12 protein-coding genes and 1 pseudogene are annotated in these 13,013 nt (G+C 39.1%); 3 read left to right on the forward strand and 10 right to left on the reverse strand.

What is annotated here, in order from left to right:
• Window positions 1-350 precede the first annotated feature (350 nt).
• Window positions 351-2,912, forward strand: a complete 2,562-nt coding sequence (gene mutS, locus AC27H3_RS00330; RefSeq protein ID WP_487102865.1) for a DNA mismatch repair protein MutS — start codon at window positions 351-353, stop codon at window positions 2,910-2,912.
• Window positions 2,913-3,175: 263 nt separating this feature from the next.
• On the opposite strand, the gene rpoS is transcribed toward mutS, so the two are convergent.
• The 10 genes and pseudogenes from rpoS to AC27H3_RS00380 form a co-directional block, all read right to left on the reverse strand.
• Window positions 3,176-4,102, reverse strand: coding sequence for an RNA polymerase sigma factor RpoS (gene rpoS, locus AC27H3_RS00335; RefSeq protein ID WP_487102866.1), 927 nt, complete (start codon window positions 4,100-4,102; stop codon window positions 3,176-3,178).
• Between the two features lie 84 nt (window positions 4,103-4,186).
• Window positions 4,187-5,035: a peptidoglycan DD-metalloendopeptidase family protein gene (locus AC27H3_RS00340; protein ID WP_487102867.1), complete on the reverse strand. Its 849-nt coding sequence runs from the start codon at window positions 5,033-5,035 to the stop codon at window positions 4,187-4,189.
• 17 nt (window positions 5,036-5,052) lie between these two features.
• Window positions 5,053-5,631: a YqaA family protein gene (locus AC27H3_RS00345; RefSeq protein WP_487102868.1), complete on the reverse strand. Its 579-nt coding sequence runs from the start codon at window positions 5,629-5,631 to the stop codon at window positions 5,053-5,055.
• Between the two features lie 3 nt (window positions 5,632-5,634).
• Window positions 5,635-6,312 (reverse strand): protein-L-isoaspartate(D-aspartate) O-methyltransferase, encoded by a 678-nt coding sequence (locus AC27H3_RS00350; protein WP_487102869.1) that lies wholly within the window; start codon window positions 6,310-6,312, stop codon window positions 5,635-5,637.
• Window positions 6,309-7,061 carry a 5'/3'-nucleotidase SurE gene (surE, locus tag AC27H3_RS00355; protein ID WP_487102870.1) on the reverse strand — a complete coding sequence of 251 codons (753 nt, stop codon included), beginning with the start codon at window positions 7,059-7,061 and terminating at the stop codon, window positions 6,309-6,311. The genes AC27H3_RS00350 and surE overlap by 4 nt, the downstream gene beginning before the upstream one ends.
• A gap of 2 nt (window positions 7,062-7,063) precedes the next feature.
• On the reverse strand, window positions 7,064-8,284 hold the full coding sequence (gene truD, locus AC27H3_RS00360) for a tRNA pseudouridine(13) synthase TruD (protein ID WP_487103519.1): 1,221 nt from the start codon (window positions 8,282-8,284) through the stop codon (window positions 7,064-7,066).
• Window positions 8,282-8,746: pseudogene (gene ispF, locus AC27H3_RS00365) on the reverse strand (2-C-methyl-D-erythritol 2,4-cyclodiphosphate synthase); the annotation flags it as partial. The gene truD and the pseudogene ispF, both read right to left, overlap by 3 nt.
• On the reverse strand, window positions 8,737-9,465 hold the full coding sequence (gene ispD, locus AC27H3_RS00370) for a 2-C-methyl-D-erythritol 4-phosphate cytidylyltransferase (RefSeq protein ID WP_487102871.1): 729 nt from the start codon (window positions 9,463-9,465) through the stop codon (window positions 8,737-8,739). The pseudogene ispF and the gene ispD, both read right to left, overlap by 10 nt.
• Window positions 9,465-9,767, reverse strand: coding sequence for a cell division protein FtsB (ftsB, locus tag AC27H3_RS00375; protein WP_487102872.1), 303 nt, complete (start codon window positions 9,765-9,767; stop codon window positions 9,465-9,467). The genes ispD and ftsB overlap by 1 nt, the downstream gene beginning before the upstream one ends.
• 101 nt (window positions 9,768-9,868) lie before the next feature.
• Window positions 9,869-10,561: a hypothetical protein gene (locus tag AC27H3_RS00380; RefSeq protein WP_487102873.1), complete on the reverse strand. Its 693-nt coding sequence runs from the start codon at window positions 10,559-10,561 to the stop codon at window positions 9,869-9,871.
• Between the two features lie 354 nt (window positions 10,562-10,915).
• Between AC27H3_RS00380 and upp the strand changes: the two genes are divergently transcribed.
• Together upp and AC27H3_RS00390 are read left to right on the forward strand one after the other, a co-directional pair.
• A complete protein-coding gene (gene upp / locus AC27H3_RS00385; RefSeq protein WP_085304272.1) occupies window positions 10,916-11,542 on the forward strand; it encodes a uracil phosphoribosyltransferase in 627 nt (208 codons plus the stop codon).
• Window positions 11,543-11,633: 91 nt separating this feature from the next.
• A complete protein-coding gene (locus AC27H3_RS00390; protein ID WP_487102874.1) occupies window positions 11,634-12,893 on the forward strand; it encodes a uracil-xanthine permease family protein in 1,260 nt (419 codons plus the stop codon).
• Window positions 12,894-13,013 lie beyond the last annotated feature (120 nt).

The raw sequence follows: 13,013 nt of genomic DNA on the forward strand, positions 1-13,013 counted from the left end.
TCAAACAACTTGAAACGAAAACATTAAATCTAAATAAAACCGATAGCTCCACTGCCATGTTTATCAATTAATTATTTACGACCTGTCCTTACTTAAAGCTGTTTACAGGGAGCACTTAATATAATTTTCTGTTAGTATCATTTTCAATAATTACATTACTTACCTTAAGCTTTATACTTGATATTAAATTTCCATTTTTATCAAATATTAGCGCTTTATTTTGTCTAGACTCACAGCTTAGATAAATGGCTAGTCCTTATTCACCTTGTAAAATCTGAATAAGGAGAATAAATATATCAACATTAAATACAAAGCTTTAGTGTATAACTCAACAGATAAAAACATATAAAATGACTGAATCAGAACTCTCCAAACACACTCCTATGATGCGTCAGTACCTGACAATTAAAGCCGAATTTCCTAATATTTTAATTTTTTATCGTATGGGCGATTTTTATGAATTGTTTTTTGATGACGCTAAAAAAGCAGCTGATTTACTCGATATTTCATTAACTGCGCGTGGAAAAACCGGTGGAAATGCAATACCAATGGCGGGGGTGCCGTATCATGCGGTTGATGGTTATTTAGCTAAGTTAGTTAAATTAGGCGAATCTGTTGCTATTTGCGAACAAATTGGTGATCCAGCAACCAGTAAAGGTCCGGTAGAGCGAAAAGTGGTTCGAGTAGTTACGCCAGGTACTGTTAGCGATGAAGCTTTACTGAGTGATCGACAAGATAATTTAATTGTGGCTATTCATCAAACATCACAAGGCTTTGGTCTTGCTTATTTAGATATGACCAGTGGTCGTTTTGTTTTAGTAGAACCTAGAACTGAAGAACAAGTTCAAGCTGAGCTGCAACGTTTATCGCCGGCAGAGTTACTCTACCCTGAATCCTTAGCTGCCAATAATATTGTTGCTGGCCGAAAAGGACTTCGCCGTCGCCCCGATTGGGAATTTGATCTAGAAACCAGTAAAACCCTACTGAATAAACAATTTGGCACTCAGTCTTTGTCAGGCTTTGGTGTTGAAGACAAACCTTTAGGCATCGCGGCAGCAGGTTGTTTATTTCAATATGTAAAAGATAGTCAGCGTATTCCGTTACCTCATATAAGATCTATTATTGGTGAAAGCGCATCAAGTGCCGTTATTCTTGATGCTGCTACTCGTCGAAACTTAGAGTTAACACAAAACCTCCAAGGTGGTAATGAAAATACTTTAGCTTCGATTTTAGATAAAGCCGCTACACCTATGGGTTCAAGGCTACTTAAACGATGGTTGCACTTTCCGTTGCGTGATCTTGTTGCGCTAAACAACCGTCAAAGTGCGATTGAAAATATCTTACAGCAAGACTTATCTTTTGAGCTTAATACTAACTTAAAACAATTTGGTGATATTGAACGTATCGTTGCACGAATAGCCTTAAGATCGGCTCGTCCTCGTGACTTCGCACGTTTACGAAATGCGCTAATGCATTTACCTGAACTACAAACACTTACCTCAAGCTGCTCACAAGTACATTTAGCGACGTTAATTAAGCAGTGTCAGCCAATTCCTGCGACTCAGGCGCTATTAGAAAGTGCAATTGTAGAAAACCCTCCGGTATTAATTCGAGATGGCGGTGTTATTGCTCCTGGCTACAATGAAGAATTAGATGTATTGCGTGATTTAAGCGATGGCGCTACAGAATTTTTAGCCCAACTTGAAGCAAGAGAAAAAGAACGTACAGGTATTCAATCCTTAAAGGTCGGTTACAATAAGGTTCATGGCTTTTATATTGAAATGAGCCGCAGCTCGGCGATTGATGTTCCTGATGATTATATTCGCCGACAAACGTTGAAAAACAACGAACGTTTTATTACTAACGAATTAAAACAGCATGAAGAAAAAGTGTTATCGGCTCAAAGTAAGTTTCTTGCTTTAGAGAAGCGCTTATATGAAGCACTGTTTGACCAAATAATGCCTGAATTAGAAAAGCTGCAATTACTGGCGCAATCTCTATCTGAAATAGACGTACTTAATACCTTTGCTGAGCGGGCTGAAACGCTAAACTACGTTAAGCCAATATTACAAGAAGAAAGCGGCATTGATATTGACGCTGGTCGACATGCTGTAGTTGAACAAATGACGACAGAGCCTTTTATTGCAAATCCTGTTGTCCTAAATAACAACAGAGAAATGTTGATTATTACTGGCCCTAATATGGGCGGTAAATCGACTTATATGCGCCAAACAGCCCTTATTGTATTACTTGCCCATATTGGGTGTTATGTACCGGCAAGTGCTGCAACCATTGGTATGGTCGATAGAATATTTACCCGTATTGGCGCGTCTGATGATTTAGCCAGCGGGCGCTCAACCTTTATGGTGGAGATGACAGAAACCGCCAATATTTTACATAACGCTACGAATAAAAGTTTAGTGTTATTAGATGAAATTGGTCGCGGCACCAGCACTTATGATGGTTTATCACTGGCTTGGGCTTGTGCTGAAATGTTAGCGATAAAAACCAAAGCTTTCACCCTTTTTGCAAGTCATTACTTTGAATTAACTTTATTAGCGGATCAAATTGAAACGCTAGCTAATGTACATTTAGACGCGGTTGAGCATGGAGACAGTATTGTCTTTATGCATACAGTACAAGAAGGCGCAGCCAGCAAAAGTTTTGGGTTACAGGTAGCACAACTTGCCGGGGTGCCAAAAAGCGTTATTCAACGAGCAAAGCAACGTTTAGCAGAGCTTGAAACCATGCAAGCTCCATCGGTTATGAATAACGAACCACAAGCATTTGAACAATTAAACTTAATGGATAGCAGTCATCCTGTTGTTGAACAATTAAGCACAATCGATGTGAATGATTTAAGTCCTAAAATGGCTTTAGACCTACTCTATAAATTAAAAGGTTTGCTGTAAAAACAAAAAGTTATACCAAGCTAATTAAATCAGCATTCTACTTTTTCATGAGAAAAAGCGGATAATGATAAGACATGACATTTTGCCAGTCGTTATTCCACTTGTTAGTTTTATAAGGCCGTAATTATTCATTTTACTCCTTAAAAATGAGCTACTCATTAATCAACTTGGTAGTAAGCTAAAGCACACCATAATATAGACCTAAAAAAACCAGCAATCGCTGGTTTTTTATTTAAAAGCATAATTGAACTAAGCGAGTAAATTTATACTTGAAATAACGCTTCGATAGATAAGTCTTGCTGGCTTAAAATATCCCGTAAACGCTTCAGTGCTTCTACTTGAATTTGGCGAACACGTTCACGAGTTAAACCAATTTCAACACCCACATCTTCAAGGGTTGCCGCTTCATAACCTAATAAGCCAAAACGCCTTGCTAATACTTCACGTTGCTTAGAGTTAAGTTCATTCAACCAATCTACTATGCTGTGTTTAATATCGTTGCTTTGTAGCTTTGTTTCTGGCCCGCCAGCTTTTTCGTCAGGAATAACATCTAATAAAACTTTTTCACCATCGCCACCAAAGGGAGAGTCAACAGAGGCGATGCGCTCATTCAAACGCAGCATTTTACTAACACTTTCGATAGGAACGTCAAGTTCTAGGGCAATATCTTCAGCAGTAGGTTCATGATCAAGTTTTTGCACAAGCTCACGAGCAGTGCGCAAATAAATATTAAGCTCTTTAACCACATGAATAGGTAAACGAATAGTACGGGTTTGGTTCATAATGGCGCGTTCAATGGTTTGACGAATCCACCAAGTAGCATATGTAGAAAACCTAAATCCACGTTCTGGATCAAACTTTTCAACTGCGCGAATTAGGCCTAAGTTGCCTTCTTCAATAAGATCTAACAGGGGTAAACCACGATTATTATAACGGCGAGAAATTTTTACAACTAAACGGAGATTGCTCTCAATCATACGTTTACGTGAACGTTCATCTCCTTTTAGGGCGAGGCGAGAAAAATAGACTTCTTCTTCGGCGGTTAGTAGGGGTGAAAATCCTATTTCACTTAAATATATTTGTGTTGCATCCAGACTAGAAGACACTTCTTCAGGCGTTTCCACCTTAGTGCTGGTTAGCTTTTCCTTAACGGCAACATCAGAACATGTTGGTTGTTTCTTTATACCCATGTTATATCTCCCTTTTAGCTTAAGCTAAATTTACTGACTAATTACTCACATTGGCTCCAATTTATTTTTTATAAATTCTTATTATTATTTCGGCAAATACTTCATAGGATTTACTGATTTTCCGCGAAAGCGAACTTCAAAATGAAGCATGACTCTTTCAGCGTCAGTATCACCCATTTTAGCAATCACTTGACCGGCTTTTACAACTTGCTGCTCTTTCACTAGAATACGATCGTTATGGGCATAAGCACTGAGATAATCTTCGTTATGTTTAACTATGACTAACTGGCCGTATCCTTGTAACGCATCCCCGGCATATACTACTTTGCCGTCTGCTGTTGCTTTTACCGAATCACCGCGACGCCCCGCAATGTCGATTCCTTTATTTCCTTGTTTTGCTGAGGAAAAATTACGAATAACCTTTCCTTTCGCAGGCCACCGCCAATTACGTATTTTTTGTGAAAAGACAGTGGTTTGTTGCTGAACATTTTTGCTTACTTTTCGTTCAGCTACACTTCCACCATACGCCTGCTTTTTCTTCTGCGCAATAGGTTTTGTTATAACTTTTTGTTTTGATGATGTGCGGCTTTTACCGTTAGTGTTATTAGCGCTAGGTTTAGTCGCTTTTTTAACTAAAAGTAGTTTTTGTTGCGGGTAAATATTGTAGGGTGCTTTAATATTGTTGATAGCAGCTAAGGTGCGAATATCTACATCTGCTCGCCATGCTATTGAATATAGAGTTTCACCTTTTTTGACTATATATTCACTTCCGGTGACGCTATTTTTCAATCTTTGGCTTAAAGGAAGCGAACCTTGAACATCAACAACAGGAGCAGGTTTGCTGCGCGTAGAACAGCCATTAATGGCTATTAGCAGCATTAGTACCAATATATGATTAGTGCTAATTGAGTGACCCTGCATCCATTTCGTCATAATGATAAAGTTACCTTTTAGCGTGTTGCGATATAAGCAACAACAATGGCAATAACAACCAGCCAACCTAAAACATCAACCCACTGTTTCAGTTTTTTCTCCATCGCTGCACCGCCCCAACGAATGATACCGGCTACCATAAAAAATCGCATGCCACGACCAACAGCGGAGGCAATTAAAAATGGTAAAAACGCCATACTTAAAAAACCAGCACTTACGGTGAACAATTTATAAGGGATTGGAGAGAAACCGGCAATAAACACCACCCAAACTCCCCACTCACTAAACCATAACATAGCTTTATCGAATCGAGCTTGATAACCAAATTCAGTGATCAATGGTTGTATCCAAGGTTCAAACATTAAGTAGCCTAAACCATAGCCAACTATACCACCCAGCACTGAGGCAATAGTGGTAATGGTTGCAAAACGCCAAGCTTTTTCGCGTTGCGCCATTACCATAGGCGCTAGTAATACATCGGGAGGGATCGGAAAAAAAACTGACTCAGCAAAGCTTAAAGTCGCTAAGATTCTTGGGGCAAATTGATGCTCAGCCCATTTAAGTGTCCATTCGTATAATGCAGAAAATATTTTCACAAACTATCCTAACGCGCCAGGTACAAGTGGAACAAAACGAACAGCTTCAATTTGCTGTTCTTTAAATTCATCGCCGTGACGGGTAATTAACTTTAAAACTTGGCTTTGTTCGCCAACGGGAATGATTAAACGGCCACCATCGGCAAGTTGCTCTAATAATGCCGAAGGTACTTCTGTAGGAGCAGCCGTTACTATGATAGCCTGAAAAGGTGCTTTGCTTTGCCAACCTTGCCAACCATCGCCATGTTTCATTGAAACATTATGTAAATCCATCGTACGTAACCGACGCTTTGCTTGCCATTGCAATGACTTTATACGCTCAACGGAAAAAACTTTAGGGGTTAATTGCGCCAATATTGAAGTTTGGTAGCCAGAGCCAGTGCCAATCTCTAAAATACTGTCAGGTACACCATCAGCAAGTAACAACTCTGACATTTTTGCCACAATATAAGGTTGTGAAATAGTTTGGCCTTGGCCAATAGGCAACGCCGTATTGTCATAAGCTTTATGCGCTAAAATTTCGGGCACAAATATATGTCGAGGAGAACTCGCTATCGCTTTTAATACTTGTTGATTTTTGATGCCCTCAACCAGTAATTTTTGAGCCAATAATTCGCCACTACGACCCGATTTACCACTGATATTACTGCCTACTCTGGTATTGATATTACTTTGTCTCATATTGAAAGTTCATTAATCCATTCAGTCATTTTTGCCAAGCTTTTATAAGCGGTCATATCTATTGTTAACGGGGTAATTGAGGCATAGCCATTAGCTACAGCATGAAAATCAGTACCTGCACCTGCATCAAGCTCTTGTCCTAATGGGCCGTACCAGTAAATATCACGTTGCCAAGGATCTTTCACCTTTTTCATCGTTTCTGCTTTATGGCGGTTGCCTAACCGAGTTACTTGAATACCTTTGAGTTCTGCAAGCGATATATCGGGTACATTAATATTAATAATTTGGTCGCTCGGCAGCGGATGAAGCTTCAAGCGTTCAATAAATCTTGCTGTAACCACCGCTGCTGTTTGAAAGTGCTTAGGATCAGAAGATACCAATGAAACCGCTATTGCAGGCATACCTAAATGACGCCCTTCAGTTGCCGCAGCAACCGTACCTGAATAGATAGTATCATCACCTAAGTTAGCACCATGGTTAATACCCGCTACAACTAAATCTGGTTGAGGTTGCATTAATTGAGCTGCACCTAAATGCACGGCATCTGTGGGCGTGCCATTGACAGAAATAAAGCCATTTTCTAATGTTTGCGCGCGCAAGGGATTTAATAAAGTTAATGAATTACTAGCGCCGCTACAGTTTCTATCGGGAGCAACAACCGTAACATCAAAATATTTTGCAAGCTCATCATACAAAACTTTAATACCGTCGGCATGAACACCGTCATCATTACTTAATAATATTTTCATGTTCAGGTTTTCAACTCCGTGTTATCGACTGAAATATTAAGCTCAGCCTGAGTGGTCGCTGTTGAGTTTCTATTCGTGTTTATATCTACACGCTCTGTTAGGTCAGTATAATCAATGAGCTCTCGCATGATGGTGGTGGCATAAGCGCCAGCAGGCAAGAAAAATGACAAAGTAACTATATCGTTATCTACCGTAATATCGGTTTCTTTAATATTGAGACGAATTCTGCGACGTTCTTGTTTTAAACCAAAGCGAGGTAAGCCTTCGCAAAGTGCAGGTTGTAAATCGGCAATACGTTGTTCAAAAGTACGGGCTTGGTCGGTTGTCATTAATTCACCTGCGCCCCACATTGGCGCGGTAATATCAATATCATGCCCGTTAAGACGTGTTGTTAAACTTTCATCGTTAACATCGGCTAAAAATACCGATTGCGTGCCCGCTAACATTAAAACATCGCCATTGAATATGTTGTCGAATGTTTGTTCATCAATACGCTGACTGAGCATTTGATTAAAAATTAACGAACGTGCCGCAGATAAATACATACCACGCTTTTTCTTATCTTTAACTTTTTGCCCAGAGAATAACCCAATAGCCTTTTCAATATTACCGCCATTAATACCAAAACGTTGCTCGCCAAAGTAATTGGGTACACCAAAGTTACTTATTACATGCCAACGTCTAACCAGTTCATCAATATCGGTTACGTCGCGTAAAGTAATCTCAAAGCGATTGCCGTCTAAGCCGCCAATACGCAATTTTTTGTTATGACGTTTAAATGATAAAACCTCAACACCTTCAATGCTTAAATCACTTAAGTCATAGTTTTGTTTGCCCGGCAAATGCACCCCGAACCATTGTTCGGTTACCGCAAAGCGATCTTTTAAGCCGGCATAAGAAACTAACGACTCTTTAACGGAGAAATACTGTGCTAATTGCTTAGCAACAAATGCGGTATTGGCACCGGTTTTTCGAATATGAATATAAAGATGTTCGCCTTCACCACAGGGCTTAAAAGGTATTTGTTCAAATACTTTAAAGTCTGATCTGTGTTGTCTTAATAAACCAGTAGATTTAGGTTTACCGTATAAATATGAAAATTCAGGCAAAGCAGATATGCTGTTATCAGGCAAAGGCGCTGCACTTTGCTCAGGTGCTTTGGCGTCATGATTAACCCCAGCTTTACTTGGCGATTTTATTTTGCTGCTATTGTCATCTTTCATCAATAGCACTACTGCATGCACTGATACACCTTCTTTTCGACCAACATAACCTAGTTTTTCAGTTGTTGTTGCTTTGACATTAATTTGGTCTATATCTGCTTGTAAATCTTGCGCTAAACATTCACGCATAGCGAGAAGATGCGGCGCCATTTTAGGCGCTTGAGCACAAACGGTAATATCGGCATTACCCAAGCAAAAACCTCTTTCTTGCATTAAGCCAACGACATGACGTAATAAAATTCGGCTAGAAATATTTTCATATTCACCGTCAGTATCGGGAAAATGGTTACCTATGTCAGCCAAACATAATGCGCCTAAAATGGCATCACACAATGCATGTATAGCAACATCACCATCAGAGTGGGCGATAAAACCATGTTCATAAGGGATCTCAATACCACCTAAAACTAAGGGGCCTACACCACCAAATTTATGAACGTCGAAACCATGTCCTATTCGCATATTGCCTCTGCAGCTAAATTATTATTTTGTTGATTTAGTATGAACTCGGCTAAAAGCAAATCTTCTGGCTGAGTAATTTTTATATTATCACTACTTCCCTTCACTAAGCCGCTAACATAACCTTGAGCTTCCATCGCTGAAGATTCATCGGTGATATCAATACCATTAGCTAGTGCTGAATTGATCGCTGAGGTTAATTCAGCTGTTTTATACATTTGAGGTGTTAGTGCATGCCACATTTGGCTGCGATCTAATGTCGATGCCACCCGTTGTTTATTATTAGCCTGTTTCATGGTGTCACGCACTGGTGAAGCTAACAGGCCGCCATGATCATTTTCAAGACAATAAGTTATCAGTTGAGTTAAATCACTATGTCGTACGCAAGGTCTTGCCGCATCATGAACCAAAACCCAAGGCTCTTTTATTGCACTTAAGTGTTTTAATCCAGAAAGAACTGAATCCACACGCTCTTTACCACCAATAACCTTGGTAACATTAGGATTATTAGCTAATGAAGTTGTAGGAAGATATTCGTCATTTTCACCTAAGGCAATAACAACATGGTCAATAGCTGGGTGACTCAGTAACCGCTGAACGGTATGTTCTAAAATGGTTGTATTTTCAATAGTTAAATATTGTTTTGGACAGGATGAAAGCATGCGCTTACCAACGCCTGCTGCGGGCACAACTACGGTAAAGTGCCCTATAGAATCGCTCATTATCGCAATCGTTCCTTTTCATCGGCATCATCATTAGGTATTACACGGAAAAAAGTTTCACCTTGTTTGATCATACCTAGTTCATGACGAGCTCGTTCTTCAATGGCTTCAGTACCAGACTTTAAATCGTCGGTATCGGCATACAATAATTTATTTCTTTGTTTAAGCTTATTATTATTTACAACTTGTCGGCCAACTTCGTCTTCTAATGCTAAATAATCAGGCACACTATTTTTACCAAACCAAAGTCGGTATTGTAAAAGTATGAGAAAAAGTAGTAAAACTGCCGTGATCAGCCGCATAAAATATCTAAAGTCGAAATTAAAGAAGGTTATTAGTACGCTATTATAAATGCGTACCGTCTGCTGTAAACACCCAACGAGATTTAAAACCCATTGTTAGACTAATTTACCCTAGGTTGTTTGAAATTACGCCAATTAATTGTACAAGAAAGTAGTAATTCACGTAATGATGGCATGATAGGTTGAGACTTACGATTATTTTGCCAGCAATGCCCTGCGCAAGCTGCTGTCATAATTTTTTTCGTCGGCTTAAGTAAATTAACGCCATTTTCCAGTGGTTGATTATGTCCTTGGTTATCAGAGAAATTAGTAGCTAAGTAAAACCAGCCATAAACATTCGTGCGAAAACGCTGTTTCTCTCGATCTATTCTGTCAATGCTATCCAGTACAATATGGTTATTAAGTCCAATTGGCACAACTAAACCAAGCGTCAAAGATTGGTTTCGATACCATGTCATCACATTTTCATCATCGCCTGATAATTGGCTTATTGATGGATGAACATTACTTTGCTTAGCCGACCAACTGGCATTTTGAATATCTAACTCGAGTGGTGTTTGGGCATTAAGTAGCGCAAAAGCGGTACGTTTTACATAGTGAGGTAAGCTTTTGATACGACTTTGTAAACTTGTGAGTATTACCTGTTCATCTCGGGCTAAAGCGGTTAATTCTCTTTCATATAAAGCATTACAAAGCTCAGCAAAGTCTGAAGACTGCTGTTGCGATTGCCATAATAATGATTGAGTCACCATGAATTTAATTACCACTTTAAGAAATGCTGATAATTTAAGCATACTTGATTGTTGTGTAAAGATAAAATAGCCCATCAAGTTTTTGCTGTTCACTGTTCAATAGTCAGCTTAAAATCATAATCTTGTGTGCTACAGCAAGCTAAGTTTAGTAAGACCTTAATTAAACTAAGCGTTGAAAGAAAAGATTTAAAGAAAGCGTTCAAGCAAGGTTAAATTTTGGATAATTAGCGTCAATTGTATAAAATAAACTGATTTAGTGGTGTTTAAGTGCCCAAGTTAAAAGTAAGCTTTAATCGTTAACAATAAATCAAAAAATTATCACCACTCAAGCAAGCATTTTTAGGTTGTTTGGGTATAATATCGAAAAATATTTTCATCAAGCTTCTGGAGCAAATAATGAGCGTAATCGAAGTAAAACATCCCCTAATAAAACACAAGCTTGGCTTAATGCGTGAAGCCGATATTAGCACTAAGCGTTTTCGTGAGCTTGCTTCTGAAGTAGGTTGTTTATTAACTTATGAAGCCACGAAAAATATGGAAGTAGAAACAACAACAATTAATAGTTGGAATGGTGAAATTCAAGTAGAACAAATTAAAGGTAAAAAAGTAACAGTTGTACCAATTTTACGTGCTGGCTTAGGCATGATGGACGGTGTTTTAGAACTAATTCCAAGTGCTCGTATCTCTGTTGTTGGCATGTACCGTAATGAAGAAACGTTAGAACCTGTATTTTATTTTGAAAAGCTTGCTGGTCAAATAGAAGAACGTTTAGCCTTAGTTATTGATCCAATGCTGGCTACGGGTGGTTCTATGGTCGCTACGATAGATCTTCTTAAAGAGCGTGGTTCAACTAATATTAAAGCCCTTGTTTTAGTTGCCGCACCAGAAGGTGTTGCTGCCCTAGAAAAAGCGCATCCTGACGTTGAGTTATATACAGCTTCTGTAGACGACTGCTTAGATGACGCTGGTTATATATTGCCTGGTTTAGGTGATGCTGGGGATAAAATTTTCGGCACTAAGTAATACTAGTTATCGATAGTTAATATAACTTTCGCCATAAAATGGTTTAACCTGATTAAACTGCCAGCCTGCTGGCAGTTTTAAAGAGTAATATATGACCACAGAAAATAGCCAAATAGAAAACCTTCAACAACAATCTCTCTTTAAAGAGATAATTACTGGCACTCAAATGTTGTTTGTTGCTTTTGGCGCGCTAGTGTTAATGCCATTGCTCACCGGTTTAGATCCTAATGTTGCTTTATGCACGGCCGGTGTTGGTACTTTATTATTTCAATTAGTCACTAAAGGCAAAGTACCGGTATTTTTAGCCTCTTCGTTTGTTTTTATTGCCCCCATTATGTACAGCACACAAACTTGGGGAATTCCGGCAACTATGGGCGCTCTCGCTGTGGTAGGCGGTGTGTACATGTGTTTTAGTGGTTTAATCAAAGCGCGTGGTGTAGGTTTTATCAGTAAGTATTTGCCGCCCATTGTTACTGGTCCCATTATTATGGTTATTGGTTTATCGCTAGCGCCAGTTGCTGTGCATATGGCTTTGGGTCGAACAGGTGATGGCTCAACAGAGCTTATATCTCAGTCGGTAGCATTAAGTATTTCACTTCCTGCACTTTTAACTACCCTTTTAGTTTCAGCATTTAGTAAAGGCTTTATGCGTTTAATGCCAATTTTATCCGGTATTATGGTTGGGTATTTATTATCGCTATATCACGGCATTATTGATTTTACTCCAGTACAAAATGCCGCATGGTTTGCCGTGCCTAAATTTAGTGCACCAGAATTTAACTGGCAGGCCATTATCTATATGTTACCCATTGCAATTGCCCCAGCTATTGAACACATTGGTGATATTTTAGCTATTGGCTCAGCAACTGGCAAAGACTACATTAAAAAACCAGGACTACATCGAACACTTTTCGGTGATGGTATAGCAACAACCGCCGCTTCAATGTTAGGTGGCCCACCCAACACCACATATTCAGAAGTTACTGGCGCTGTAATGCTAACCAAAGCGTTTAACCCTAGAATTATGACCTGGGCTGCTTGTACGGCAATTATTATGGCTTTTGTTGGCAAGCTTGGCGCTTTGTTGCACACTATTCCTGGCGCGGTAATGGGCGGTATTATGATGTTGCTATTTGGTTTAATTGCCAGTGTCGGTTTAGGTAGTTTAGTGAAAGCAAAGGTGGATTTTGATCAACCAAGAAACTTCATTATTTTTGCCGTAGTGCTGGTTTTTGGTATTGGTGGAATGGCATTAAATCTAGGCGGATTTAGCATCCAAGGTATTAGTTTGTGTGCGTTAGTTGCCATTGGATTAAACTTAATATTACCAAAAGATAAACTCAGTAACTAAAGTCTTAGGTTAGTTATTAATGTATAGACCTGCCCTAAATTAGCTCAGGTCTATAATTAAAAGTAACTAGACTACTCAATTAGAATACCCAAATACGTTCAGCTGACAGCATACTGTAAT

This window comes from Colwellia sp. NW0002-52-1 (assembly GCF_057550865.1).

Excerpts from the sequence above, each read along its gene's own strand:
- mutS (WP_487102865.1), top strand. The coding sequence starts at position 351 with ATGACTGAATCAGAACTCTCCAAACACACTCCTATGATGCGTCAGTAC.
- rpoS (WP_487102866.1), bottom strand. The coding sequence starts at position 4,102 with ATGGGTATAAAGAAACAACCAACATGTTCTGATGTTGCCGTTAAGGAA.
- AC27H3_RS00340 (WP_487102867.1), bottom strand. The coding sequence starts at position 5,035 with ATGACGAAATGGATGCAGGGTCACTCAATTAGCACTAATCATATATTG.
- AC27H3_RS00350 (WP_487102869.1), bottom strand. The coding sequence starts at position 6,312 with ATGAGACAAAGTAATATCAATACCAGAGTAGGCAGTAATATCAGTGGT.
- surE (WP_487102870.1), bottom strand. The coding sequence starts at position 7,061 with ATGAAAATATTATTAAGTAATGATGACGGTGTTCATGCCGACGGTATT.
- truD (WP_487103519.1), bottom strand. The coding sequence starts at position 8,284 with ATGAAAGATGACAATAGCAGCAAAATAAAATCGCCAAGTAAAGCTGGG.
- ispD (WP_487102871.1), bottom strand. The coding sequence starts at position 9,465 with ATGAGCGATTCTATAGGGCACTTTACCGTAGTTGTGCCCGCAGCAGGC.
- ftsB (WP_487102872.1), bottom strand. The coding sequence starts at position 9,767 with ATGCGGCTGATCACGGCAGTTTTACTACTTTTTCTCATACTTTTACAA.
- AC27H3_RS00380 (WP_487102873.1), bottom strand. The coding sequence starts at position 10,561 with ATGCTTAAATTATCAGCATTTCTTAAAGTGGTAATTAAATTCATGGTG.
- upp (WP_085304272.1), top strand. The coding sequence starts at position 10,916 with ATGAGCGTAATCGAAGTAAAACATCCCCTAATAAAACACAAGCTTGGC.
- AC27H3_RS00390 (WP_487102874.1), top strand. The coding sequence starts at position 11,634 with ATGACCACAGAAAATAGCCAAATAGAAAACCTTCAACAACAATCTCTC.